The organism is Shewanella decolorationis (assembly GCF_004354305.1).
Taxonomy (GTDB): Bacteria; Pseudomonadota; Gammaproteobacteria; order Enterobacterales; family Shewanellaceae; genus Shewanella; species Shewanella decolorationis.
This window is the reverse complement of sequence record NZ_CP037898.1, coordinates 442428-468578: the sequence shown is the minus strand read 5'-3', so window position 1 is coordinate 468578 and position 26151 is coordinate 442428. Positions and strand designations below refer to the sequence as shown.

General features: G+C 47.3%; 20 protein-coding genes. 5 read left to right on the top strand and 15 right to left on the bottom strand.

The features are described 5' to 3' along the window. Window positions 1-16 precede the first annotated feature (16 nt). Together EYR25_RS02060 and slyA are read right to left on the bottom strand one after the other, a co-directional pair. Window positions 17-1075 (bottom strand): HlyD family secretion protein, encoded by a 1059-nt coding sequence (locus EYR25_RS02060; RefSeq protein ID WP_133178347.1) that lies wholly within the window; start codon window positions 1073-1075, stop codon window positions 17-19. Between the two features lie 8 nt (window positions 1076-1083). Beyond that, entirely contained in the window at window positions 1084-1557 is a 474-nt protein-coding gene (slyA, locus tag EYR25_RS02055; RefSeq protein WP_039978440.1) for a transcriptional regulator SlyA, read from the bottom strand. A 222-nt stretch (window positions 1558-1779) separates the two neighbouring features. On the opposite strand from slyA, the gene EYR25_RS02050 reads away from it, so the two are divergent. Continuing rightward, complete coding sequence (locus EYR25_RS02050) at window positions 1780-3684, top strand: methyl-accepting chemotaxis protein (RefSeq protein ID WP_039978457.1); 1905 nt, start codon at window positions 1780-1782, stop codon at window positions 3682-3684. Between the two features lie 63 nt (window positions 3685-3747). Here EYR25_RS02050 and metF read toward each other — a convergent pair whose 3' ends face one another. From metF to metB, 3 genes are all read right to left on the bottom strand, one after another. Continuing rightward, window positions 3748-4641 carry a methylenetetrahydrofolate reductase gene (gene metF, locus EYR25_RS02045; RefSeq protein ID WP_039978441.1) on the bottom strand — a complete coding sequence of 298 codons (894 nt, stop codon included), beginning with the start codon at window positions 4639-4641 and terminating at the stop codon, window positions 3748-3750. 279 nt (window positions 4642-4920) lie between these two features. Continuing rightward, entirely contained in the window at window positions 4921-7314 is a 2394-nt protein-coding gene (locus tag EYR25_RS02040; RefSeq protein ID WP_133178346.1) for a bifunctional aspartate kinase/homoserine dehydrogenase II, read from the bottom strand. Between the two features lie 11 nt (window positions 7315-7325). After that, complete coding sequence (metB, locus tag EYR25_RS02035) at window positions 7326-8489, bottom strand: cystathionine gamma-synthase (protein ID WP_165953541.1); 1164 nt, start codon at window positions 8487-8489, stop codon at window positions 7326-7328. A 222-nt stretch (window positions 8490-8711) separates the two neighbouring features. Between metB and metJ the strand changes: the two genes are divergently transcribed. Further along, window positions 8712-9026, top strand: coding sequence for a met regulon transcriptional regulator MetJ (gene metJ / locus EYR25_RS02030; RefSeq protein WP_011073770.1), 315 nt, complete (start codon window positions 8712-8714; stop codon window positions 9024-9026). A 107-nt stretch (window positions 9027-9133) separates the two neighbouring features. Continuing rightward, the gene (locus EYR25_RS02025) at window positions 9134-9877 is read left to right on the top strand and encodes a sulfite exporter TauE/SafE family protein (RefSeq protein ID WP_023267756.1); all 744 of its coding nucleotides are present in this window, start codon (window positions 9134-9136) and stop codon (window positions 9875-9877) included. Window positions 9878-10061: 184 nt separating this feature from the next. Here EYR25_RS02025 and nrfD read toward each other — a convergent pair whose 3' ends face one another. The 4 genes from nrfD to EYR25_RS02005 form a co-directional block, all read right to left on the bottom strand. Then, a complete protein-coding gene (nrfD, locus tag EYR25_RS02020) occupies window positions 10062-11006 on the bottom strand; it encodes an NrfD/PsrC family molybdoenzyme membrane anchor subunit (RefSeq protein ID WP_133178344.1) in 945 nt (314 codons plus the stop codon). A gap of 2 nt (window positions 11007-11008) precedes the next feature. Beyond that, window positions 11009-11575, bottom strand: coding sequence for a 4Fe-4S dicluster domain-containing protein (locus EYR25_RS02015; RefSeq protein ID WP_039978442.1), 567 nt, complete (start codon window positions 11573-11575; stop codon window positions 11009-11011). A gap of 12 nt (window positions 11576-11587) precedes the next feature. Then, window positions 11588-13870, bottom strand: a complete 2283-nt coding sequence (phsA, locus tag EYR25_RS02010; RefSeq protein ID WP_133178343.1) for a thiosulfate reductase PhsA — start codon at window positions 13868-13870, stop codon at window positions 11588-11590. A gap of 379 nt (window positions 13871-14249) precedes the next feature. After that, entirely contained in the window at window positions 14250-14876 is a 627-nt protein-coding gene (locus EYR25_RS02005; protein ID WP_133178342.1) for a pentapeptide repeat-containing protein, read from the bottom strand. 704 nt (window positions 14877-15580) lie between these two features. Between EYR25_RS02005 and EYR25_RS01995 the strand changes: the two genes are divergently transcribed. Continuing rightward, on the top strand, window positions 15581-16684 hold the full coding sequence (locus tag EYR25_RS01995) for a phosphoribosylaminoimidazolesuccinocarboxamide synthase (protein ID WP_133178341.1): 1104 nt from the start codon (window positions 15581-15583) through the stop codon (window positions 16682-16684). A gap of 882 nt (window positions 16685-17566) precedes the next feature. Here the strand turns inward: EYR25_RS01995 and EYR25_RS01985 are convergent. The 6 genes from EYR25_RS01985 to EYR25_RS01950 all read right to left on the bottom strand — a co-directional run bounded on the left by EYR25_RS01985 (window position 17567) and on the right by EYR25_RS01950 (window position 24102). Next, entirely contained in the window at window positions 17567-18232 is a 666-nt protein-coding gene (locus EYR25_RS01985) for a hypothetical protein (RefSeq protein WP_133178340.1), read from the bottom strand. 73 nt (window positions 18233-18305) lie between these two features. Then, on the bottom strand, window positions 18306-18968 hold the full coding sequence (locus EYR25_RS01980; protein ID WP_133178339.1) for an MAE_28990/MAE_18760 family HEPN-like nuclease: 663 nt from the start codon (window positions 18966-18968) through the stop codon (window positions 18306-18308). After that, window positions 18965-20056, bottom strand: coding sequence for a DUF262 domain-containing protein (locus EYR25_RS01975; protein WP_207953673.1), 1092 nt, complete (start codon window positions 20054-20056; stop codon window positions 18965-18967). Before EYR25_RS01975 ends, EYR25_RS01980 begins: the two co-directional genes overlap by 4 nt. Before the next feature lie 1448 nt (window positions 20057-21504). Next, entirely contained in the window at window positions 21505-22296 is a 792-nt protein-coding gene (locus EYR25_RS01960; protein WP_133178337.1) for a class I SAM-dependent DNA methyltransferase, read from the bottom strand. 132 nt (window positions 22297-22428) lie between these two features. After that, a complete protein-coding gene (locus tag EYR25_RS01955; protein WP_039978445.1) occupies window positions 22429-23205 on the bottom strand; it encodes an EAL domain-containing protein in 777 nt (258 codons plus the stop codon). Window positions 23206-23391: 186 nt separating this feature from the next. Next, entirely contained in the window at window positions 23392-24102 is a 711-nt protein-coding gene (locus EYR25_RS01950) for an oxidative stress defense protein (protein ID WP_133178336.1), read from the bottom strand. Window positions 24103-24538: 436 nt separating this feature from the next. Here EYR25_RS01950 and rimO point away from each other — a divergent pair, with 436 nt between their 5' ends. Then, window positions 24539-25981 carry a 30S ribosomal protein S12 methylthiotransferase RimO gene (rimO, locus tag EYR25_RS01945; protein ID WP_133178335.1) on the top strand — a complete coding sequence of 481 codons (1443 nt, stop codon included), beginning with the start codon at window positions 24539-24541 and terminating at the stop codon, window positions 25979-25981. Window positions 25982-26151: the final 170 nt, after the last annotated feature.

Here is a 26151-nt window from a genome sequence, read left to right as displayed (position 1 = left end):
GCAAATTGCCTTGAGATTAATAGATGTAATGGAGCAGGCTAATGACCTTAATCTGCACCTTGGCTAGCAGGCTAAACAGCGTATTGTCGGGCAGCAATTGCACTGTGGCACGCGCACCTGCTGGCAGGTTATTCATCGCATTGTCGTCTAATACTAAATGCAGTCTTAAGCGCTGCGCATCACGCACCCAACGGTCCGATTCCTGCGGCGCAGCTAAACGGCCATTGGCATCAAACTGCCCCGCACTCACACCGGCGTCGACACTGCTCACTTGGGCGCGATATAAACGGCCAGGCTCGCCATCGAAGGCGATTAATGCAGGGTAAGATGCGTTAACACCCCGTAAAGTCTTTTCACGAAAGTCAGCAATAATATCTAATTTATCAGAGACTAAGGCGAGCAACGGCTGGCCCACGGCAGCAAAGCTACCCACTTCGAGTTGCAGGTTAGTCACCACCCCATCTTGGTCGGCACGGATTTGGGTGTAAGACAGATTCAGCTCAGCTTGCTCTAAGGCATTCATCGCTTGGCGAACTCTTAGGTTATCTTCACCATAGAGACCACGGCTCACTTTAAGCTTTTCAAGGCGAGCATTAGCGGCTAACAGGTTCGCCTCGGCGGCGGCCGCATCACTATCTGCCTGATCCCGTTGCTGCTGCGACACACCATGGGTGGCATACAGTGCATCTAAACGTTTGGCTTCGCGACGTTTTAGTTTAGCCGTAGTGGTACTGGCATTCACTTCCGCCTTGGCGGCTAACAACGAAGCATCTAACTCGGCATTGTCCTGACGCACTTGCTCTAGGGCCAATTTGGCCTGAGACACGGCTAACTCAAAGGGGGCGGGGTCGACTTGAAACAGTAAATCGCCCTTGGCGACTACTTGGTTATTCTTCACATTAATAGTTTGAATCTTACCGCTGATCTGCGGAGTCACCTTAGTCACCACACGGGTTGCCATGGCCTGTGGGGTTAAGGGCATCATAGCGTCGGCAAACATAAAATAGCCAAACACAGCCACAAAACCGAGCATGGCGATTTTGACGAGGCGGGCAAATTGTTGATCCGGTGTCATCTTATTTCTCACTCAAGAATATCTGTGCTCTTAGCCAACTTGGCCAAGGCGTTTTCACTAATTAGGCTAATGATGCGTTCAAACTCGCCAAGCTCAGTGGCACTAATGCCCGCTAATAATTCACCGCGCACATGGATAATCCGCGCTTCTACTTGCTTTAATACGTCTTTACCAGCGGGCGTTAACGATACGATTCGAGCGCGCTTATCTTTAGTGCAGCAGTGGCGCTCGACTAAACCTTGCTCCTCAAGCTGCCCTAAGGTACGCATCAAAGAAGCCAATTCAATTTCCAGCGCATCCGCCAACACCTTCTGGCTCACGTTGTCGCCCAAACGCAATAACTTCCACAATGCCGTCCAACGAGGATGGGTTAACCCAAGTGGCGCTAACTCCACATCCGCCACGGTGCGCCATAGTCGGTGCAAGCGGCCCAAATGTTCCGCCAGGGATAACTCCTTTAATCGCTCTAATTCTTTTTGCATCATGCTTACTCATTTACTTAGCCTGCTAAGCATTATACATAGTTAGCAGGCTAAGTAAATAGTTTTAAGGAATATGAAATTCTGTGTCCGAGTCCACGAATTAGCATAAAAGGCAAGGAACAATCTGAAAAAGCACGCTTTATCTCAGATATGAATCTGTTAGCTATCTATAATTTTCGTTAAGTAAAAAGACGGATTTATATCGACTGGGAGGTTATTTTGATCAATCTAAAAATTAGCACTCGAATTGTGATTGGGCTGTGCATACTCTTGCTAGCAGTCATGACGTTTATCATGCCACTCGTGCTATCAGAATTTAGTAGCCAAGCAGAAAAATCCGAGCAAAGAGAACTACATAAACTCTATCAAACCGCTGTTGCTGAAATTGCATCATCGGGGAAATTAGCCGAAGCGATGGCGACGATTGTCTCACTCACACCTGAGGTACAAAGTGCGTTTGCCGAACGAGATCGAAATGAGCTAGCCAGTCGCACCTTACCTATATTCACAAAACTCAAGCAAGAATTTGCAGTACAACAATTTCAGTTTCATACGCCACCTGCCACCTCATTTTTACGGCTACATAGACCCGAAAAATTTGGTGATGACCTCACCGCTATCCGCAAAACTATCGTTGAAACCAACCAGCAAAAACGCGCTCTTTATGGATTAGAGTATGGTGTGGAAGGTTTAGGTATTCGCGGTCTAGTACCCATGTTTAATCATGGAGAACATACAGGCTCAGTAGAATTTGGCATGTCTTTTGGTCAACCCTTTTTTGATAATTTTAAACAAGCCTATCAAGCTGAAATCGCCTTACTCTTGCCTGATGGCAATGGATTTAAAGTCTTTGGCGGTACATTTACCCCTGAAACTGCAACTATCGATGAGTTAACGGCTGTCATGCAAGATAAGGGGGAAGTCATTCGCGCCACGACCTTAAATGGTCAATCCTTTGCGTTATACCGCCATGCAATTAGAGACTATTCAGGCCGCATATTTGGTGTATTAGACATTGCAATTGATCGCAGTCATTTCGAAGAAACAATGTCGAATATTCGACTCAAGTTAAATCTGATTGGCCTATCTGCTTTATTAATCGGTACAGCTATTGCTTGGTTTATCGCTAAAGGCATTACTCGCCCAATCGCAGAGACAACCCATGCGATGAACGATATAGCCAAAGGTGAAGGCGACCTTACTCGCCGTATTGAAGTAAAAGGCAAAGACGAAATAGCAGAACTCTCAATCGCGTTTAATCACTTTGTCGAAAAAATTCATCATACAGTTTCCCAAGTTGCAGACTCAACCAGCCTATTAGCAACTGCCGCTGAAGAAATGTCCGCCATCACCCATGAAACCCAACAAATGGCAAGCAGGCAGCACCAAGAGACAGAACAGGTCGCCACCGCAATGAATGAAATGGCGGCAACAGTGCAAGAAGTCGCCCACAATGCCACCGACGCCGCCGATGCGGCAAATCACGCCAATCAATCAACTGAACATGGTAAGCTACTGGTTGAAAAGGTTATTTCAACAATTAGCCAGCTTGCGGGTGAAATTTCCCATGCCGCTAATGCCATTAACGAACTCGAGCGCAATACCACACAAATTGATTCGGTATTAGTCGTTATCCGCAATATTGCCGATCAGACCAACTTACTCGCCCTCAATGCGGCGATTGAGGCCGCCCGCGCGGGTGAACAAGGCCGCGGTTTTGCGGTAGTGGCAGATGAGGTACGCACACTCGCTAGCCGTACTCAAGCTTCCACTACCGAAATTCAGCAAATGATTGAAGCTCTGCAACAAAAAGCAAAATCCACAGTTAACGTGATGAAAACCAGTACAGCGACAACTCAAAATTGTGTCTCTCAAGTACATGAGGCAGGAGAATCTCTTGATGCAATTACAGCGGCGGTTTCTACCATCAGCCAAATGAACATTCAAATCGCCAGTGCCGCCAATGAGCAGTGCGCCGTCTCTGCGGAGATTAATAAAAACATCAATAATATTAATGATATTGCAACCAATGCGACCGATAGTACATTGCAAACCGCGCGGGCAGGTGATGAACTTGCTCAACTTGCTGCACGGTTAACCGCCCTACTGGCGCATTTTAAAATTTGATGCTTAAACAAGACGAAACCAAACGCCGCTAAAAAGCGGCGTTTTTTATGGGGGGTTACTGAGTTATACCGCCTTTGGGCGAACCCCTAAGGTATGGCAAATCGCATAGGTCAGTTCGGCGCGGTTAAGGGTGTAGAAGTGGAAATCTTTAACACCTTCACGGGATAACACTTTGACCATATCAATCGCCACGTTTGCGCCCACCAACTGACGGGTTCCTGCATCATTCTCTAAGCCATCGAACTGCTTATGCAACCAGCTCGGCAGGCTCACATTGGTCATGCCCGCAAAACGTTTTAACTGAGTGAAGTTAGTCACGGGTAAAATACCGGGGACGATTTCGACATCAATTCCCGCCGCAACGCAGCGGTCGCGAAAGCGTAGGTAAGACTCAACATCGAAGAAAAACTGGGTAATAGCTCGGCTCGCACCCGCATCGATTTTACGCTTAAGGTTAATCAAATCGGCCTGAGCGTTAGCCGCATCTGGGTGCACTTCTGGGTAAGCGGCGACCGAAATATCAAAGTCAGCCACTGAGCGCAGCAGGCGCACTAAATCCACCGCAAAGCGAGTTGGTTTTGGGCTGCCCGCAGGCAAGTCGCCACGCAGCGCCACTATGTCACGAATACCCGATTTCCAGTAATGCTTCGCCAGATCTAACAGCTCTTCATCACTGGCATCCACTAAGGTTAAGTGCGGCGCGGCAACCAGATTGGTTTCTTTTTGAATACGTTCAATTACGCCATGGGTACGGTCGCGCACACCCGAGTTTGCACCATAGGTCACTGAAACAAACTTAGGATTCAGCGGCTCTAAACGGCGGATAGAGTTCCACAGGATCTGTTCCATTTCGGGGGTTGATGGCGGAAAAAACTCAAAAGAAACATTAATATCGCCATTAAGTTCGGACAAACTTTGGTTTAGCGAATGTGAATGTTGTGCGTGATGAAAAGCCATGTGTATTTCCTCAACCGCCCAAGTGCGACGCTCCATCGCGCTGGTACGACTTATAAATGCAGTAATTTAATCCATATGGACGTTTGGACGTCTATATGTCCATATACTAGAGAAACTGGCGGTTAAGTCAAGCCAAAAAATCCCCCTTTTTGGCATTTTCTTATCCCTTGTTTGCCACTTAGATCCTAGACCTAATTTTAGCCAACAAAAAAGGACTCGAATGAGTCCTTTAAGTCTATGAATATAAGCCGAATCAACTTGAAGATACGGGGTTTATTCCTATTCTTGCAGCAGATCGCGACAGATCTGTGTTAGATCCGATTGCACCGCCGCCGCTGTTACCTCACGGCCAGCACCCGGCCCACGGATAATCAAAGGATTACCTTGATAGAAGGCAGAGCGGATCACAAACACATTGTCCCCGGGCGTAAGGTTGGCGTAGGGATGATTCGCATCAATCCACTGTAATCCCACCTCGGCTTTTAGGGTCGCACCGCTATTGTCCAAGGAGGCGACATATCTCAGTACCTTGTTTTGCTCCGCCGCTGCGCCGTATTGTTGCAGCAATTCATCATCCAGCTCACCGATACGGGCAAGGAATTGCTCCAGCGGAATATCCGCTAAATGGGCAGGCACTAAGGAGCGCAGCTCAATATCCTCAAGCTCGATTTCCAGACCGATTTCACGGGCTAAAATCAGCAGCTTACGCTGCATATCGCGGCCAGAAAGATCGTCGCGTGGATCGGGTTCGGTAATCCCTAAACCACGCGCTTCAATCACTAATTCCGAGAAAGGTTTGCTGGTATCGTATTTCTCAAACAACCAGCAAAGAGTGCCAGAGAAAATCCCACCAACGGCTTCAACGCTATCGCCACTGTTACGCAAATCGTTTAAGGCGTGCTGAATAGGTAAGCCCGCGCCACAGCTAGCGTTATAACGCCAGAATAGACGGCGATAACCGAGTTGTTCCTTCAGCTCGCGGTAGAAAGGCAACGGGCCAGAACCCGCAAGTTTGTTCGCGCTGACCATATGGATGCCGCGCTCAAAAAACTCTGGGTATTGTAGGGTTAAACTGGCGCTGGCACTGATATCTAATGCAATCAGTTCGTCACAGTTAAGTTGTTCTAATTGTTCGAATAAGTGCTCGTACTGCCAAGGTGTTGCCTCGGCATCGAATTCCTGCTGCCAGCTTTCCAAATCCACACCAGAGGACTTAATCAAAGCTTTACTGGAAGTAACCAGACCGACTAACTCGACTTGCGCTTCAAGCTCTTGATTTAACGAGGGAGAAACTGACTTAAACAGCTTCACCCACGCCTCACCAATATTGCCCACACCCAGTAGTAATACGCCAATGCGTTTACGCGGGCCAGCACAGCGGCGATGCACTTTTTGCGTCAGCAGATTAACCTGCGACTGTGGCACTAAGGTCACCAGACTTAAGTCACCACTGAACAAGGGCTTAGCGTCGCGGCTCAGTAAACGGGCAAAGCTACGGCGATAATGCTCGGCATCGGCACTCACAAGTGCCACTAAACCAAGCTCGGTATTAATTTGCAGATCTTTAATGCCAAAGGCTTCTGCCTGCGCATCCAATAACTTTTGTACTTGTTTTTGGTTTTCAGCGGTATAGGCAAGTTCGAGTCGTTGATGCGCCGATACCCAATGGGCCAGTGGCGTTAACCCTGCCTCGACTAATTGCTCAAGCAGACTGGCCACATCGCCCGCGATCTTAAAGCCAAATAACACCACGGCATTCAGGTTAGTCACCACGGGCGCACTCGCCGAGGAGCTGTGGGGCGCAATCAGGGTAAAGTCGGTATGGGAGGCGTAGCTTGAACGCACGGCTAGGCTCACCTCAGTGTTAAACAGCGGCTGTAAGGTGCGTGAATGGAGTACTGGCGAGCCTAAACGCGCCAAGCGGTCGGCTTCGGCGAGGGACATGCTCTTGAGTAATTTCGCATCGTTGATCTTATTCGGATCGGCGTTAAATACCCCTTCAACGTCGGTCCAAATGGTCACGCGCTCAATGTCGGCAAGGCTGGCAATTAAGCTGGCGCTAAAGTCAGAGCCATTGCGACCCAATAGCAAGGTATCGCCACGCTCGTTGGCGCAAATAAAACCGGTGATCACTAGACGCTCGTTAGGATGCGCGGCCAGTAATGCTTGTACTTTGGCGCGGGATTCTTGCACACGAATTTGCGGTACGGCGGCCTCGTCGGCCACGAGAATCGAACAGGCATCCACATGGCTTGCAGCCACACCCGATTCGCGCAGCAGCGCTGCCATTAAGCGCGCCGACCAACGCTCACCAAAGCTCACTACATGGCTAATTTGGTAATCGTTACGAGAATCTAAAGATAATAGACTGATTAACTGGGCTTTATCCGTGGTTAAACGCTCACGCAGGTCCCGCGCTTGCTCGTTAGATAACAGCTGCTCAATCAAGCCCTGCTGATAGCTGATAAGGACTTGTAATTCTTCTTGCCATAATTGGTTGCTATCGCGCAGGGACAATAATTTATATAAAAAGTTAGTGGTTTTACCCGCGGCAGACACCACCACCAGATCATCACTGTGGCCATGGGTTAACAGAATATGGGCGACTCGGCGGTAACAATCGGCATCGGCTAAGCTGGAACCACCAAATTTATGTAAGTGACAACGTGCCATCTATTATTCCTCTACTGACAAGCCGCTACGGCGGCCAATCCTGCTTGAATATCTGCAACTAAGTCGTCGGCATCTTCAATACCAACCGACAAACGTAATAGGGTGTCTTTAATACCAGCTTCAAAACGCGCTTGCGGCTCCATCGCCCTGTGGGTCATGGTCGCGGGTACGGCCACGAGACTCTCTACGCCGCCTAAACTCTCGGCCACGCTGAATAAACTTAAGGCATCTAAAAAGGCGACCACTTCGGCCTCGCCGCCCTTAAGCTCAAAACTCAGCATAGCGCCAAAACCTTTTTGTTGCTTGGCGGCAATGGCATGACCGGGGTGGTCCGTAAGGCCGGGATAATACACTTTGCTCACCACAGGACTACTCGTCAGCACATCCACAATACGCTGGGCATTGCTTTGGTGCTCACGAATACGCACGGCTAAGGTACGCAGACCGCGCAGGGTTTGATAACTGTCGAAGGCTGAACCCGTTAAGCCCAAGGTGTTTGACCACCAATGTAAGGTCTCGCCGAGTTGAGGATCTTTGGCGATCACCGCGCCGCCCACCACATCGCTGTGACCATTGATGTACTTAGTGGTGGAGTGGATAACGATATCGGCACCCAGTAATAGCGGTTGCTGTAAAATTGGTGAGAGGAAAGTGTTGTCCACTACCACTAACGCGCCCACACCGTGGCTCGCCTTGGCGATAGCTTCGATATCGACGACTCGCAGCAGAGGGTTAGATGGGGTTTCAATCCACACCATCTTAGGTTGCTGGGCGATGGCTTGCTCAAGCGCTTGGGCGTCGGTTTGATCGACCACCAGCAGTTTAAATTGGCCCTTTTTAGCCAAGTTAGTAAATAAACGGTACGAACCGCCGTAGCAATCGTGGGGCACCACCAGCAAATCATCGGGGCCGAGTAAAGTGGTCACTAAGGTAATGGCTGCCATGCCTGTGCAAGTCACCACACCGGTTGCGCCCTTTTCCAGCTTAGCTAGGGCATCACCTAGGATGCTGCGGGTAGGATTGCCGGAACGGCTGTAATCAAATTCACGAGGATTTTTATGACCATCGAAGGCGTAATTCGTCGACAGGTAAATTGGCGGCACCACAGCGCCATACTGAGTATCGCTTTCGATACCCTGACGCACTGCTAATGTGGCTAATTGACGTTCGGTCACTAATTTACCTGCGGTCATCGGGAACTCCTAAGTTCGCAAAGAGATGTCTGGACGTCTAAATGTACCTAAGCCCAGTGGTATCGTCAATAGGCGTTAAGACGTTTAGACGTCTAAACATAAAGAAATCTGTTTGCAATCGCTCAGAAATAGTAGCAATAATTTGACTGTAATCTGTAAGGGTTTAAAATCTGCCCCGAATTTAGCGTTATAACAGGTGAGTCAATGACTGAATGGAATGGGGAATACATCAGCCCCTATGCTGAACATGGCAAGAAGAATGAACAAGTAAAGAAAATTACTGTGTCTATTCCGCTCAAAGTGCTAAAAGTCCTCACGGATGAACGTACCCGTCGTCAGGTGAACAACCTGCGCCACGCCACCAATAGCGAACTGTTGTGCGAAGCATTTTTGCATGCCTACACCGGCCAGCCTCTGCCTGATGATGCCGATCTGTCAAAAGAGTGCCCAGATAGCATCCCCGCCGAAGCCAAGCGGTTGATGGACGAAATGGGGATCGAGTGGGAAGATATGGAATAACGCTCAGGCGTCCATAATTCTGCCGTACCTAATCATTAGGGATCGTTAATACTCATCTTGCCTGATGGGTTAGAGTAACGATCCCTATTTTATTTTGATGGAATCCTATGTTCTCCTTGATAGATCCACAAACGCTCGCTATTGCGTCTGTGATTGTGTTTTTAGGTGCCCTCACCCAAAGTCTGATTGGCTTTGGCCTTGCTGTGGTGGCGAGTCCGCTGCTGTATATTGTCGACCCCGAATTAGTGCCCGCCCCGGTGATTGTGATGGGCTTTTCCATCGCCCTACTCACCCTACTGCGTGAACGCGGCCATTTAGAATTCAATGGCTTGCAATACGCGCTTATCGGTCGAGTACCCGGAGGTTTTATCGGTGCCAGCCTGTTGCTGTTTGCGCCGCAGCCGATTCTTGGTTTAGCGATTGCAGCCATTGTGGCAGTCGCCGTGGTGCTGAGCCTGTATAAATTTAGCTTGCCAGTGAATAAAGCGACGCTATTTGGCGCGGGCGTGGTATCGGGGATCTTCGGTAATATTGCCGCCATTGGTGGTCCGCCGATGGCGATTCTGTTGGCGGGTAAGGATGCCTCAAAGTTTCGCGCCGCACTATCAGCCTTCTTTATCTTCAGCTCGACCATAGCGCTGGTCATTCTTGGGGTGACGGGCCTGCTCGAAGTTAAGCATTTATGGTTATCCCTGATGCTGTTGCCCTCAGTGTTTTTAGGCTATTTAGTGGCGGGCAAACTGGTGGGGAATGTGGATAAGCATAAGACCAAGATGGCAACCTTAGCCCTCTGTGCTATCAGCGCCTTAGTGCTTACGGTGAAATCTGTGATTGAGCTATTGCCGCAATAATTACCGCAATAATCCTCTTCCAATCGCAGCCAATTGCCGCCATAAAAAAGCACCGTTACCGGTGCTTTTTGCTTGCAGGGATGCGTGTTGTAACCCATTTGAGTATCACTTAATCGTATTAAAGTAATACTCATATTTGTGCGCTAGTTTGAATGCCATGGGTTAGAGCATTCGCTAACATCACTTAGCTCAGGTAGCTTTGTCCCGCATACACGATAAAGTGTCTCAGTGCTAACACGCCGGTTAAGCTGGCGCAGGCCACCATAATCATCGCGCCCTTGCTGTGGCGAGTTGCGGCAGGCAACAGCATAAACAGCAGTGGCACACCAAAGCCAATCCCGACCACGCCAATCCAGAATACGCTTGCCCACACGCCAGAGGTGAGTGATGCCAGCGCCGCAGCCGCCGCACCGCCCTTAAAGTACAAGGCGCAGAACAACATAAACAGGAACATGATTTCGATTGCCATCACTGGCAGCTCTAAGCCATGCATTTTGGCTAAGGTCTTGTCGTGACTATCGGTTTTGAACATCACCAGCGCCAGCACCGCATTGGCCGCAGCGCCCGCCGATAAACCAGATACCAAGAACAGCGCTGGTAATACCGCAGTGTTCAGCATCGGATAGGCATTCATCGCCGAAATTAAGAAGCCAGTGTAAGCGCCTACGCCAATCGCGAGGACAAACAATAGCACTTCAATCAGCTTTCTAAAGGGCATCAGCAGCTTAGCGATAGGCACTAAGAAACCTAAGCCCCACTTTGGCAGTTCATCACGCAGTACTAAAATTGCGTAGGCAAATGCCAAGGGGGAGTAAGCCAGCAGCGCTAATACCCCAATCGCCATAACGGACTGGAAGTTATAGTTAATTAAAATCAGCCAGAAGTGGAAAGGCTTAGTTAAATCAAACACTAAACACGCCAAGCCTAAGCTGATTGCTACAGGGCCAATAATCGCCGCAGCCTTGAGGATATTGCTTTCAACTTGCGTTTTTTCTTGATTGAACCAACGCAAGCCAATGCCAATCAGCAAACTTCCGGCGGATAAACCCGCCATAAACAGATACACGGCGATGACCCAGTGCCAAGTGACGGGATCATATTGCGCCATATCGCCCCAAGTATTGTTCATAATCAAATCCCCCCTCTTTTGGTAGGAACGCGATATACCCTAGGATGAGTGCCTAAATGGGTCTTATCTTGGTAAGTGATCTTAGTGTTAAGCAGTTTTGCCACATCACTTTGTGGATCGTTAGCATCGCCAAACACCAATGCATCGGTCGGACATACAGTCACACAGGCTGGTTGTTCTCCACGGGCTAAACGGGTGTCCTTACAGAAGTTACACTTGTCAGCCACTTTGGTTTCGGGATTCATAAAACGCACTTTGTAGGGGCACGCCGCCACGCAGTACATACAACCCACACACTTGTCGCCGTGGATAGAGACAATGCCGTCCTCGCCCACGTAGGCCGCGCCCGTTGGACACACCTTCACACAGGGCGCATCTTCACACTGCTGACACGACACTCTGTGGTACTTAAAGTGCAGATGTGGCATTTCGCCATAGGGCCCTTCGACTCTCACCTGCAAACGGGTCACCCCTTCTGGTACGCCGTTTTCACTGCGGCAAGCCACGTTACAGGCTTGGCAGCCGATGCACTTGTTCTCATCGTGCACCATCACATATCTTTTAGTCATTTGAGCCTCCAATTAGCGTTTTGCCAGCGTGACGCCAGTGGTGTGTACTGTCATGCCACACACAGGTGCGGTAACGTGGGGCAATAAGTTTCCGCAGTGGATACCTTTGCCTGTCGCTCTGACCAACTCTTTGTTTTTAGAGCCAAAGCCCATATAAGCAAACACGGTATCGGGGCGAATGCCTGGGGTGACTAACGCATGACCTTCCTCTGTACCTACGCTGCTGGTTAAGCGGATAGGATCGCCATTGCTGATGCCTAATTTACTCGCGGTATCTGGGTGAACCCATACGGCGTTATCCGACATCAAATTCGCCAGCATGGGCACATTGTGGGTCGCGCCATTGGTATGTACCGCAACCTTACCTTGGATAAAGTAGAGTTCATTAGGCTTTTTAAGCTGCACTTCGCGGAACTTAATCACCCCGCGTCCTGGCGCCATGGCTTCAACCTTGGCTGAGGTCAATTCAATCTTGCCGCTTGGGGTTTTAAAGCTGAGTAAACTGCCGTAGGTGCCGTCTTCATCCACGGGTTTGGCATTGGCGTAAGCCTTAGTAAATTCGGCCACCATTTTAGGTTCGCGCAGCATTATCGGCTTACCGAAGCTGACAAAACCTTCGTCTTTGATCCGGCGTAGCAGATCTGTGTCGCGGTTTACCTGCAACAGTTGCAGGGTTTCCATGTTGTCCCAAGGGTAGAATTCACTCAGGCCCAGTTTGTGGCCAATATCCTTAAAGATTTGCCATGAAGGACGAGTATCCCCTAAGGTTTCAACTACCCGTTGGCGCACATAGTAGGCAGGGTTTTTACCTGACTTGTCGGCGATTTCCTCATCGCGTTCAAGGTAAGTTGACTCAGGTAAAATCACGTCGGCATAGGCGGCGGTTTCGCTGATATACACATCGCACACGGCAACAAAGTCGAGCTTTTTCAAAGCTTCAACCACGCGCGCTCTATCGGTCATGGTTTGCATAGGGTTAGTGCGGGACATCACCCAGCCATGTAACTGATAAGGCACAGCGCTTAAGGTCGCATCGAGGATGGTTTGATAAATCCCGCCCGATGACCACATCATGGCGTACTGCTCTTCCACTTGGTCGATACGTTTTGCCGCTGGTTTTGGCATATCTTTCACGCCGGGTTTACCCAGCACAGGCGACACATCTTCACCCGCGAGCTTGTTATAATCGCTAGGCTTTTGACCTAGGTAGATACCGCCCTTACGCTCAATATTGCCAATCAATATGTTGGCAGCGTAAAGCGCGCGGCGCATTTCAAACTCTTCGGTGGTAAAGGTGGCTCTGTGACCAAAATCCACTACAGCATGGGGCGCTTTAGCGGCATATTCACGGGCAATACGGCGAATGTCTTTGGCGGGCACATCGGAAACGGTTTCGGCCCACTCTGGGGTATAGGCTTTTACTTCGGCGGCGAAGGCATCAAAACCTTCCACATAACGCTCGATAAAGGCCTTGTCGTAAAGGTTTTCTTCAATCAATACATGACATAAGGCTAAAGCGACGGCCACATCGGTGCCGGGGCGGATCGCGTACCATTCATCGGCTTTATCGGCAACCACTGAGAATCTTGGCTCAAATACCACCAGCTTGGCGCCTTTATCCATTTGCGCCGCCATCATGCCACGGGTTTCGGACATGTTGATGCCTTCGTACAGGTTATGGCCGAAGTTAATGATGTATTTGGAGTTGCTTAAGTCGCGCTTTACCTTAGTGCCAAACATGGCCTTAGCGGCAATTTCATAACCACCTGGGCAAGTTGAGGCATGGGTAAAGGTATTTGGGCTACCAAACGCCGTGGCGAGGTGGAATAGGTGTTTTTCTTGCGAACCGGATTTTGAGGAAAACGCTACCGCCTCTGGGCCGTGAGCTTGCTTGATTTTATTGAGATTATCGGCAATTAGTTGATAGGCTTCATCCCAACTGATTTCAGCCCACTTACCCTCGCCGCGCTCGCCAACCCGTTTGAGTGGTTTCACAATCCGCTGTGGATCGTAAAGTAAACTATGGCCAGCACCACCGCGGGCACAGACTTTACCGCCAAAGGATTTAGCCGCCTTATTGCCGCTGATAAAGACGTTTTTACCTTCAATCACCCGCGCTGAAATCGGGCAGCGGGTCGAACACATCTCACAGATACTGGCAATTTCTTTGCCCATTCCCTTCAGCTGCTTACTTTCTAATGCCGCTAAGCTGCCTGGCAACAGGCTAGCCAAGGCGCACGTTGCACCGCTGGCCCCTGCGCCCTTTAAAAAGGTTCGCCTATTAAGCTCAATCATGGTTACCTCCATCACACTCATCCACCCTTATGCGCCAATTGGCACACGCAAACTTAGGCTTTTTGTCACCACTGCGGTTAAAGGGCTAAATCTGCTCACAGGTTTTTAGTTATTAATGCCAATGCCTTAAAAAACGTTGGCATTTTGCTGTTCCAGGGTAATTGTTATCTCGAAAGAGGTATGCGGCTATTGTGGTAAACCACATAGGCAAGTTTGGTGTGATCTGCGGCAACTAAAAGTTAAAAATACTCTAAAAATTTGTGAATAGGATCAATTGAATTGGCGAGTCATTTAGGGCTTAACCCGCCTAAATTTTGAGATAAAAAACACCCTAAAAAAATCTAAAAAATTACCAAAACAAGCTCGGTAAAATGGCAGCTTAATCGACAAGCGTGATCTCTAAGCCATTGAGTAAACGAACGGCTTCGTCGCGGCTAAACTTAGCACCTTTAATTTTATTATTAAAAATATCGATATCGTAATCGGTCGCCTCGGAGAAATCTGCCTCCATCAACTCGGTGCGGCCGAATAAGCTATGGCGAAAATCGCTGTAACTAAAGTTGGCGCGATTAAACTTACCTTCACGGAAATCCACATCCTGTGCCTTACAGCCCTCGAGCACCATTTCATCGAGCGTAAGCCCCATAAAAGAGCAGTCGTTTAAGATGCAGGTTCTAAAACTAAAAGGCGCCGCAAAGGATAATCTCGGCCAAGCAGCGCGAGTCCAATCTATGCCCACCAGCTTACATTCTTCAAAACTCACACCGTTAAATTGGCTTAAGGGCACCTTGAGCAGGCTCAAATTACAGCCCACAAAACGGCAATCGATAAACTTACAGTTACGGAATGTGCTATCGCTAAATTGGCAATCGTGGAACTCGCACTCTTCAAACTCCAGATCCTGCCACTGGGTTTGGCATTCGGCTAAGGCGATAAATTGCTTCGAGAAAAAATACCGCCCTTCGGAGGCGGCACGCGCCATCATCGGCGTTTTGGGTTCAGTCATCTACTACCTCGATATGTTTTATTTATGCCTTATGTTAGGGTCTGATGGGCAAACTGTGTTTTTCAATTCACAAAAAATAGGTGTTAACACAAAAAGCCACGCGGTATGGGGGCTCAGGCACTCGCTTTATTCAGGCCATCAATATTACCCCGATTTACAGCGCTAACTGCATGCCTATATTGGGATTAATGTCATTCTAAGGCTTAGCGAGTCACACTATAAACTCAAACTTCGCGATTCCTCTGCTCGGGCTTCATGGGAAGTATTTTCAGCTGCCACATTGATCCCCTCCCCAATTTACACCGACACGCCGCACAGATGTGCATAAATAGCCGTGGAAAATTTTGCGAATAAAGGTAAAATGGCGCCACTTTTCGCGGCTGTCTAACAAGGTTCTCTCGGATTAATGGTTAGCCTTTTCGAGCAAAATGGCACGGGGTTCCCCCGCTTGAACAGACCAGACTCCTTCTGGCGCCAACCTTGCTCTGCGTGCTATTTTTCCCCCTTATCCCGACCTTCTCTCTTCTGCCTATCGCCCGAAAATATCCTATTCGCTTTACGTTTTAACCTCGCCAATCTCTTGTGCGCACTTAGCAATAAGCTATTGGTCAATAATAAAAAGGTGGCAAAGCATTTACGGCTTAAGCACACCGCAACGAATAAAAAACTCGTCCCTACACTCTCTATCCAAAGGAATACTCGTCATGAGTCTTGCTGATTCCGTATTAGCCGTAAACAACGATTTACCCATCCGCACCGACAGCCCAGTCCATAGCGGCAAGGTACGTAGCGTTTACTGGCTAACCGACGCCGACAGCCGCCGTTTAATTCAAACCAAGGGCTACAATGTGCCCGAAGATACACCGCTTGCCATTATGGTGATTAGCGACCGTATTTCAGCCTTCGACTGCATCTTCCACGGTGAAGGCGGATTAAAAGGCATTCCTGGTAAAGGCGCGGCATTAAATGCCATTTCTAATCATTGGTTTAAGCTATTTGCCGAAAACGGTTTAGCCGACAGCCATATTTTAGATATTCCGCATCCCTTCGTTTGGATAGTCCAAAAAGCCCGCCCGATTAAAGTCGAAGCCATTTGCCGCCAATACATCACTGGCTCAATGTGGCGCGCCTACTCTAAGGGCGAGCGCGTATTCTGCGGTATCACACTGCCAGAAGGCTTAGAGAAAGATCAAAAGCTGCCAGATTTACTGATCACCCCTTCGACCAAAGGTATTTTAACTGGTATCCCAGGTGTGCCCGCGCAGGACGATGTGAACATCAGCCGCAGCGATATCGAAGCCAACTATCAAGCCTTTGGTTTTGAAAAGGTAGAAGATATCGACCTGTACGAGAAGCTGTTAAAAGACGGCTTTAAGGTGATCGCTAAAGCCCTAGCCGACCTTGACCAAGTGTTTGTGGACACCAAGTTCGAGTTTGGTTATGTGACCGATAAAAACGGTAACTCAAAACTGATCTATATGGATGAAGTGGGCACCCCAGATTCATCCCGTATTTGGGACGGCGCCGCCTACCGCGATGGTAAAATCCTTGAAAACTCTAAGGAAGGTTTCCGCCAGTTCCTGTTAAATCATTTCCCTGATCCGGATATTCTGCTTAACAAAGACAGAATGCCAGAGCGCGAAGCCCTCGCCCGTGATAATGCCCTGCCATTAGAGGCCATGATGAATGTGTCACGTACTTACACCGGCATCGCCGAGAAGGTGACTGGCGCGGCAATCCCGCTACCAGCCAATCCAAAGGCAGATATTATTAAGATCCTACGTGAAGAGTATGATCTGATTGTTTAATCAGATTTCGATGAGGTAGGGAGTTTTTCCTCAACCTCAGAATGTAGAAAAGGCGCTTAGGCGCCTTTTTGTTTGCTTCGAAAACTGTGTTTGAATTGAGTAGTTATTTTCTTAAGAATAAGTCTTAGGAGGCAAGACTAACAATTGTCCAAACTTCGTTTGGATCAAAGTCGTGGGGCTTCACCCCACACCCGACCAAGGAGGACTGCTCGTCCTATCCTCCTTGGATGCTCCAAGACGCCCCTAACGGAGTTGAAAGCCCCTTGGGCATTAAGCGTCCTTATGCTATCGCGTCAGACGCTCGTCCCTGATTCGACTGACGCTATCTCGGCATCCATGCCTCGCTCACGCAACGAACGCAAATGCCCTGCGGCAACTCCGAGGGGAGGTGAACTCCTGTGCTCTCGGCGTTGCCGCTAAATACCGAAAGAGTTGTGCCTGTCCCATCTTTCCTGTGGGGACGCTGCAAGAACTGACCGATTACTGCGAGCATTTAGAGAAGCGACGATGGCACTTTGCTAAATGCTGTCGGTACCTTAACGCTGGCTGATTTCAAGCCTGTTTCATTGCTCGTTCCTTCAAGACCTCCAACGAGGCAATGGGTTGGGCTTGTTTTACTAAAAATATTGTTTTTTCAGCCAAATTAGGTCAATTTAGTCAGTCATCATCCTTTGTAACCCTACTTCGCTAGCCTTTTAACGGCTAAGTGACTTTTCGTCACCTTGAATGCCAACAGAAAGTGCATTCTGTTCTTATTTTATCTTGGGTGGCCTGATTAACTATCCGCTATTTGCATAATAAAGTATCAACAATCAACATCGGGCTTGTTCAACACTTGGGATAAGGTCGCGGCTACGCGCGGCCTATCCTTATTTGTTATGCCTATCCCTTGGTCAGATGCCACCCATCTTCATGTGGGCATCTATATAGCTCCAAATGCAAGCCACGCTCATTAGCTATGATTTTCGCTCTTTTCATTGCGCCTTCCCTGCTAAAATACAGCTGCTTGCTGTTTCCATCCCCGTCAGTGCAATATCCGCATATTTTACTTGGAGTATGGCGTGATGCAGGGGTTAAATGCCACTCCCCACAAAAATCACATTGCACTGCCACTTGCTGCCCATAAGAATCAGCCATACACCTGACTGCATCGTTAGCACACGCCTCGCTACTATATGATTTCCTTGCTCGGCCAGTTTTAGGGCTTATGCAGTTTCCACGATTCTTGCGCCAAAGCTTTAGCTTCTCATACCGCTTTTTTTGGCTTGGGTTTTTTGAAAAGTAAGCTGCATGAGCATCCAAGATTGAGTACGCATCCTTATACGGATCAACAAAATCAATATAGCACCCACTCTCGATCAATCTTATAGCTTCAGGAATGAAAATCTGCAGTTCCAAGCCTGCGTCCACTACATCAAATACATCTTCTGGCCGCAGTAGGCTTGGTCGCTTTTTCGATAGCTCGACTGCTCTTTCCCTCTCGATCTCAGCAGGGCCCTTGAATGAAACACTGAAGCTAAAATCTGTATGATCCTCGTCGTCCCACATACTCATCCCCATGATTTTCTATAGCATAACTTCAACTTGTGGGGCCACGAAGTGGTCCCACACTAATTTTTTGTTAACTGGCTTTATATGCGTTTGTTTCGCTATGGTTTAAGAGCATATTTTCGAACATTGAAATCAAATCTTTAATTTTATCGAATAATTCAAAAAACTCTTCTTTTGTAATTAATAGATCTGGATTGTTGTCTGTGCGTTCACCATGGGCAATACTGTTTCTAAATTTTAATAATCGACTATCTATATGAAATCGCTCATTCAGAAAATTGGTGCAGTCGATGCCAAGTTTACTTGTTAGATCAATTAAAACTTCACTATTCAAATTGCTTTTTGTATCAATGTGTTTTGTTATATTTAGATTAAACTTCTTATCTTTTATGCCATCAATTATGAAATTAGTTGTTATTAAGTAAGATTTAAACTGTTTATGTGGAAAGTCATTTTCAAATTGATCGTAAATACCAAGACTAATCAAGTTTTTATTAAGATCTTGATATTTTAACCCTGAGTTGTTCAAGTACACAAAAAACAACTCAGTACTCTTTTTGATAAATCCTTCCCAATGAGAATAGAGCAGTAATATTCCTGCTCTTATCAGGGTATGTTCGTGAGCACCACGAGCATTAGACACTAAACCTTTCGTGTTTATAAGCTCTTTCATACGCCAAGACTTATCATTTTGAATAGCATCTTGGAGTTGGCTTTTAGTTCTTATTTTCATTTTAAAAATAAATTTTTTGCTAATGGTATTAATTTAGGCCAACGATAGTTTGCCTTAGAACCTGAGCCGCTATATTGATCAAATATTGGATTAGCACATAAGGTTGTTGATATTGCTTTAATCAAATCTGGTAACGCTTGACGGTCTCGTTGATCTTTTAAATACAGGTATACACCGGTAGACAACACTTCATAAACAGAAAGTTGGAAACCACCTCTATAGCTACCATTACTGTATTTTCTAAAAGCGTTATCACTTAGGGTGGCATAGATAATATCAAATGCATCTTTGAATAATTGTTCTTCAAATGCCCAATCAATCGATGCTAATGCCATATCCTTGAGTGAATTTGTTAAAAATTCAGAAACATCAGGTATGCGAAGTAACTGCCCCTCATTAGCAGAGCCTAACGATAATAAACGTAAAACCAACTCCATGTCATAACGTTCTTCATTCAATCGCTCTGTAATGCTAATTGAATCAACAAAACTACTATAGGCTGACATATTCATTAGAGTTTGATATAAGCCTTCATTGAGCATAACTAAGAGACAATTTCTTACTTCTTGATCTGATAGATTTGAACCGCCGGTATTTAATCTCTGAAATAATTCAAACTTAGTGTTAGCATCACTTTCTTTTTTTATAATCTTTATTTCTAGTTTTTCTCGTTTAAATGCTCTTTTAATATTTTCATCTAATTCATTAGGACCATCCCAAGAAACATTTTCTAAACTCGGAAGATATTCAGTTTTAGATAATACAAGTGGATCTACAAGTTGCTCAGTTTCATTCTTTAAAACATGCATGAAAGATAAAATTGTTGATACCCTTTGTAATCCATCAACTAAATCCCATACTCCATCTTCACGTTGAGCAACGAAAATCGATGGTAAAGGTATACCCAGCAGGATTGATTCAATTAGCCTTACTTTTTGTGTATCTGTCCAGCGATAGAATCGTTGAAAAGCAGGGTTAATTTTGATTTCACCATCTCTGTAAAGATTTGCTAACTCGCCAATTGACATTGGATAAGAGTCAGTAAAAATTTCTTTTCTTTTATCTTCTATCTCTTTGATTAAACTCATTATACTTCCAAATTTTTGTTGCATTTATGACATTTTATCAGAAACTGGAGGCGGTGTAGCCAGTTAACGACTTAGTATTTATGCGCTGCGCTGTTTGCAGGGCATAAATCGCTTGTTGGACTTGGCCGCTGCCACATCAATGTCAATTGGTATAAATGATGCTATAGGAATTTGCTTTTTTACGGTAGCTGTTTTTATGCAGTTTGATGGGTAATCAATTGATATCTTTTTATCTTTTTCATTCTGTCACGCTCACTTTCGAGTGATTATTGACCTTGGTTTGAGAAAAAATGACACGAAAGATGGGACATGCATAACTCTTTTGGGATTAACTGCCAACACAGGAGTGACAGAAATTCACCATCCCCTGCGAAGTTGCTGAAGGGCGTTGAAGAAAATCGCGTGACGCAGACAGGACGTCTGCGTAGCTTTCGGGGGGAAGGGACGCCCCATCGGAAGCGTTAGCGATTTTCGAATAAGCACGAAGCCAGTCTATAATGCATGTAACTTCGCTAGGGGCGTCTTGGAGAATCCAAGGAGGATAGGACGAGCAGTCCTTCTTGGTCGGGTGTGGGGTGAAGCCCCACGACTTTCGAAAGATGGGACATGCATAACTCTTTCGGGATTAACCGCTGACACCGCCCCCACAGAAGTACACCTCCCCTCGGAGTTGCCGCAGGGCGAATAGACAAATTGCGTGAGTCTTGCCATGGATGGCAAGCTAGCTTTCGCAGGTGCAGGGACGCATCCTTCGGAAGCGATAGCAAATTTGGCTATGAGCACAAGGGGCTTTCAACTCCGTTGGGGGCGGCAAGGGAGATCCAAGAGGGAATTGCTGTTGATCCCCTCTTGGTCGGGTGTGGGGTGAAGCCCCACGACTTTGACTTTGGTTTTGATTTTATAAAGAAACCATCAACAGTCTAAATAAGCTAAAGAAAACTGATGGAAGTAAAGAAAGTTGTCACACCTTCAACCCGAAAGATAGGACAGGCATAACTCTTTAGGGATTAACAGCAAACACCGAGATCACAGAAGTCAACCATCCCCTGCGAAGTTGCTGAAGGGCGTTGAAGACTCTTTATTAAAAGGATAGCGCGTGACGCAGACAGGACGTCTGCGTAGCTTTCGGGGGGAAGGGACGCCCCATCGGAAGCGTTAGCGATTTTCGAATAAGCACGAAGCCACTAACCAATGCATGTAACTTCGCTAGGGACGCCGGGGGATTTCCAAAAGGGGAACAGGCGTTTTTCCCCTTTTGGTCGGGTGTGGGGTGAAGCCCCACGACTTTGATTCACCTCGGCCGTTAGGCCGCAATAACTATACATCTACATAAACAAGTGTGAGATGAAGCCCCACGACTTTGATTTTATAAAGAAACCATCAACAGTCTAAATAAGCTAAAGAAGACGGATGGAAATAAAGAAAGTTGCCACACCCTCAACCCAAGGTTAAATCTTCACACAGACAAACAGCGCATTACCCGAGCTAAAATCCCATGGGACGATTTTTTCATAATCGAGCTCAAAGATATGCACTTCAAAATATGGCGCGAGTAACGCTTGCAGCTCCGCAAAACTGGTGGCGACCATAGTATGTTGGTCTTGCCATAACTCAGACTGATGCGCAGATGTATCGGCATCGGCGTCTACATCAGCCTGTTGAGTAAAAGGCTGCAAACTCTTTGCAATACTCAGGTTTAATGACTGGTTTTCGCCTTGACCACTGTAATGCCAGCCAGATTCAGAGGCAAAATGGTGCCCCTCAAACTCAGCAAAATGCTTAATCGATAAGCGGTTATCGATGCGGTGCTTATCAACTGAGTTAAAACAAAATATCCCGCCGTCATTCAGGGCGCGGTGCACACTGGCGATACAACTCTTAAGGCGCTCTATGCCCGCACTGTAATGGATGGAATATAAAAAACAGGTAATTAAATCGACTGGCTGCTCAAGATAAAAGGCGGTCATATCTTGCAGATTAAACTGGGCCTCAGGGCAACGACGCATGGCCATATCAAGCATCGGCTGATTAATATCCAGGCCACTGCACTGATAACCAAGGTCGATAAAATGCCGTACATGTGGGCCAGTGCCACAGGCTAAATCAAGGTGTTGTTTACCATTATTCCCTAAGAACTGATGCAATCGATGGATGCTCGCACTCTGTTGTTGATAGTTAATATCGGAGCACATTAAATCGTAATAACCGGATAGATCGGTATAAAGCGCGTTAGAAGACATAGCGGCAAACAGGAGCCATAGGCAATTAAGGGGCGCGCATGATATATCAGTTGGCTAAGAACCGATACACGCAATGTAACGCCTCAGCGTTAGCGCAAGACACTTGCATCAATTTAATCCAATAAATCAATGCTACAGCGCAGAATAACAATCCAATGTCTCAAAGCTGGTTAAATGCTCGAGTTGGGGTTTGGCGAAATAGTAGCCTTGAAAATAGGCTATACCACGCTCGCTTAGGTAGTCTAACTCCTCTTTACACTCGACCCCTTCGGCCAACACCTGAGTGTTAAGCGTGCTACAAATCCCTAGTACCTCGTCAATCACCAACTGCTTTTGAGTATCTAAATGGATATCTCTAATCAACTCCATATCGAGTTTTAATACTTGAGGGCGCAAAAATTCCAACCAACTCAAATCAGCAAAGCCACTGCCAAAGTCGTCGATGGCGGTGATAAATCCCCGTTTGGCATAACTTTCAAAAATACGACTTAATTTGGCTCTATCGACAATCTGTTCACCCTCTGTGACTTCAAACATGATGTTATGAATATTAAAACCAAAGAGGTCGGCCGCTTCAATCGAGGCGCGGATACAGGTTTCTGGGTTATAAACGGCATTAGGTAAGAAATTGATACTTAAAACTTTATCAAGGCCAAGCTTAGCAGCGGTTTCAATAGCTTTTACTCGGCAAGCTTGATCAAAATAGTACTTATTGCCTTCATTTATGCGCTCAAACACCCAAGCGGCGCCTTCGCCATTTGGGCCGCGCACTAGGGCTTCATAACCATAAATTTGCTGATTTGGCCAATCGATGATTGGCTGAAATGCCATACGAATTTCAAATCCGAGTGATTTACCACTTAAGCAGTCCATGCAGGTTTGTTGCTTGATTCTAGGGGGAAAATCCATCATAGGCCTCCATAACCTTATCCTCTCTTAGTGTGGGGATAAATAGCTATTTTTGCCAGTATTTAGTGCCTTTACTCTGTTAAAACATGCAATATTGTATAGTGTTGACTCAGAATTTAGCCGATTCCCCCCCCTAACAACAATGGATGAGCCAAAGAGTCTCCATCCATTGCATCTCGTTATGACTTATTTGAGTTTATAAACCACTTCGACTCTGTCTTCGATTGTGACTTGGCCATATTGATAGCTTTCGGCGGCGCCCATGGCATCGGCCTTGGCATTCATACGTAACATCACGGGTTGCACAGGACGTTGATCGTAATAACGAATTTGCCATACCTTACCTAAGTTCTCCCCAAATCCTTTGGCTAAGCTTTCAGCTTTTTGCTTAGCATCGACAATCGCCGCTTGGCGCGCCTTGGCCACATACTCGGCCTCTTTGCTCGACTTAAGGGCGATATTATTGACCCTGTTAATCCCCTCCTCTAAGGCGGAGTCCAAAATGGTATTTAAGCGGGCTAAATCGCGAATGGTGACTGTGATTTGGCGACTCGCGGTATAACCACTCAGCTCTGGCGCCTTATCTTGGGCATACACATATTGCGGCTGCAGATTTAAGTTAGCGCTTTGGATTTGCTCCTTGGTAATGCCCGCGGCGGTTAAACGGGCGATAAATTTCGCCACTGCGGCATCCGAATTATCCTTAGCGGCCTTAGCCTCTTTCTCGGTAACGGCCACTTCGACATTAAGCTCGGCCATATCCGGCTCAACCTGAATTTGGCTCACCCCCATGGTTTCAATATGGGGAAAATCTACGTCGGCGGCTATCGCTTTCGCAGCAAACACACCAGAAAAAAGACCACCAGCCACTAATACAGCTAAAAGAGAATGCTTCATTGTTAACTCCAACTAAATCATTTAAGGCGAGACTGCCGTGGTTCTGACGCGGCGGCTATCGGCTAAAAGTGCGACTCGCTGTACCAATATGTAACAGCACCAATATGTAACAGCCCGATTTGTCGTCCGTTACGATAGCCACGCATCATGCAAACTACCCCTATAAACGCAGGCAAAAATAAAAAGGGTTAATTTTTTTGAAAATTTTTTAAATCGGCTTCGAGCGGCAGTGCACTGAGCCATTCAAACCTTAAAGCCATTCGCCCAAGATGAAATGCGGCGGGATAACAGAGCAGCGGACTCTACCGCGCCACGACTGGTAGAAACGCCCTCTTGGCTGTACACTTTTCACCCAAAGACACTGTACCTTTTAATCACTTCAGGTATAATCCGCGCTCTTTTTACGGCGCTCTTTTATCAGCATCAGCGAGACACCATGACAGTTGAAACTTTTAATCCTAAGCAAACAACCACGCTTGAGACCCCAGCCAAGACATTAGAAGCAGCGAGTGCTGACTTAGCTAATGCCGAAAGTGCTACCGGGAATCGCATCGGTTTCGTGTCTTTGGGTTGCCCAAAAAACCTAGTGGACTCAGAGCGCATTCTGACCCAATTACGCATCGACGGCTATGAAGTCACCAACAGCTACGACAATGCCGATCTGGTTATCGTCAACACCTGTGGTTTTATCGATGCGGCGGTTGAAGAATCCTTAGATGCGGTGCGCGAAGCCCTAGAAGAAAACGGCAAAGTGATCGTGACAGGCTGTTTAGGCGCCAAGGAAAACCAAATCCGTGAAGTGCACCCAGACGTGCTCGAAATCACGGGTCCACACAGTTACGAAGCCGTGTTAAAGCATGTACACAAGTACGTGCCAAAACCAGCGCACAACCCATTTACCTCGTTAATCCCGCAAACTGGGGTTAAGTTAACGCCTAAGCATTATGCTTATTTAAAAATTTCAGAAGGTTGTGATAACCGTTGTACCTTCTGCATCATCCCAGCACTGCGTGGCGATTTAGACAGCCGCCCTGCGGGTAGTGTATTAGATGAAGCCAAGCGTTTGATTGAATCGGGCGTGCAAGAGATTTTAGTCGTCAGCCAAGACACCTCTGCCTACGGCAAAGACAAGGGCGGCCGCACCGATTTCTGGAACGGTATGCCAGTTAAGCAAGACATCACTAGCCTTGCCCGCCAATTGGGTAAGATGGGCGCTTGGGTACGTTTACATTACATCTACCCATACCCATGGGTTGACGATCTGATCCCCTTGATGGCCGAAGGCTTAATCCTGCCATACCTAGACATTCCAATGCAGCACGCCAGCCCTCGCATCCTGAAAATGATGAAGCGTCCAGGCCGTGTTGACCGCCAGTTAGAAGCCATCCAACGCTGGCGCGAAATCTGCCCAGACTTGGTGATCCGCTCAACCTTTATCGTGGGCTTCCCTGGCGAAACCGAAGAAGACTTCGAAATGCTGCTCGACTTCCTGCGTGAAGCGCGCCTCGACCGCGTCGGCTGCTTCAAGTACTCAGAAGTGGAAGGCGCAGTCGCCAACACCATAGCTGAACTGATCAGCGAAGACGTGAAGGAAGACAGATACCACAGATTTATGGAAGTCCAAGCCGAGATCAGCGCCGAGCGTTTAGCCCGTTTCGTTGGCCGCACTATGGATATTCTGATCGATGACGTAGACGAAGAAGGTGCCATTGGCCGCAGCTTCGCCGATGCCCCAGAAATCGACGGCATGGTATTTATCAACGGTGAAACCGAACTCGAACCCGGCATGTTAGTCCGCGCTGTGATCACTCACTCGGACGAGCACGATCTGTGGGCCGAGTTAGTCGACGCCGATGCTGAAGATGATATCGAGGCCTAAGCACTCGACTTAAGCGTGCTACTTAAGCGCTTGCCCTCGGCATTCGATTAGCCGGATTAAAAACATAAATAGCGAGCCCTTGATATTAATACTAATAGTCAAGGGCTCGCTTTTTTATGGGCAATCGTTACTGGCCTAGTGATAGGTATTGAAGGATATAGGCTGTAAAT

Coding starts and splice junctions, on each gene's coding strand:
- EYR25_RS02005 (WP_133178342.1), bottom strand. CDS start 14,876: ATGACTGAACCCAAAACGCCGATGATGGCGCGTGCCGCCTCCGAAGGG.
- EYR25_RS02025 (WP_023267756.1), top strand. CDS start 9,134: ATGTTCTCCTTGATAGATCCACAAACGCTCGCTATTGCGTCTGTGATT.
- EYR25_RS01995 (WP_133178341.1), top strand. CDS start 15,581: ATGAGTCTTGCTGATTCCGTATTAGCCGTAAACAACGATTTACCCATC.
- EYR25_RS02040 (WP_133178346.1), bottom strand. CDS start 7,314: ATGGCACGTTGTCACTTACATAAATTTGGTGGTTCCAGCTTAGCCGAT.
- EYR25_RS01980 (WP_133178339.1), bottom strand. CDS start 18,968: ATGAAAATAAGAACTAAAAGCCAACTCCAAGATGCTATTCAAAATGAT.
- EYR25_RS01985 (WP_133178340.1), bottom strand. CDS start 18,232: ATGTGGGACGACGAGGATCATACAGATTTTAGCTTCAGTGTTTCATTC.
- EYR25_RS01960 (WP_133178337.1), bottom strand. CDS start 22,296: ATGTCTTCTAACGCGCTTTATACCGATCTATCCGGTTATTACGATTTA.
- EYR25_RS02015 (WP_039978442.1), bottom strand. CDS start 11,575: ATGACTAAAAGATATGTGATGGTGCACGATGAGAACAAGTGCATCGGC.
- EYR25_RS01955 (WP_039978445.1), bottom strand. CDS start 23,205: ATGGATTTTCCCCCTAGAATCAAGCAACAAACCTGCATGGACTGCTTA.
- nrfD (WP_133178344.1), bottom strand. CDS start 11,006: ATGAACAATACTTGGGGCGATATGGCGCAATATGATCCCGTCACTTGG.
- phsA (WP_133178343.1), bottom strand. CDS start 13,870: ATGATTGAGCTTAATAGGCGAACCTTTTTAAAGGGCGCAGGGGCCAGC.
- slyA (WP_039978440.1), bottom strand. CDS start 1,557: ATGCAAAAAGAATTAGAGCGATTAAAGGAGTTATCCCTGGCGGAACAT.
- EYR25_RS02060 (WP_133178347.1), bottom strand. CDS start 1,075: ATGACACCGGATCAACAATTTGCCCGCCTCGTCAAAATCGCCATGCTC.
- EYR25_RS01975 (WP_207953673.1), bottom strand. CDS start 20,056: ATGAGTTTAATCAAAGAGATAGAAGATAAAAGAAAAGAAATTTTTACT.
- metJ (WP_011073770.1), top strand. CDS start 8,712: ATGACTGAATGGAATGGGGAATACATCAGCCCCTATGCTGAACATGGC.
- rimO (WP_133178335.1), top strand. CDS start 24,539: ATGACAGTTGAAACTTTTAATCCTAAGCAAACAACCACGCTTGAGACC.
- EYR25_RS01950 (WP_133178336.1), bottom strand. CDS start 24,102: ATGAAGCATTCTCTTTTAGCTGTATTAGTGGCTGGTGGTCTTTTTTCT.
- metF (WP_039978441.1), bottom strand. CDS start 4,641: ATGGCTTTTCATCACGCACAACATTCACATTCGCTAAACCAAAGTTTG.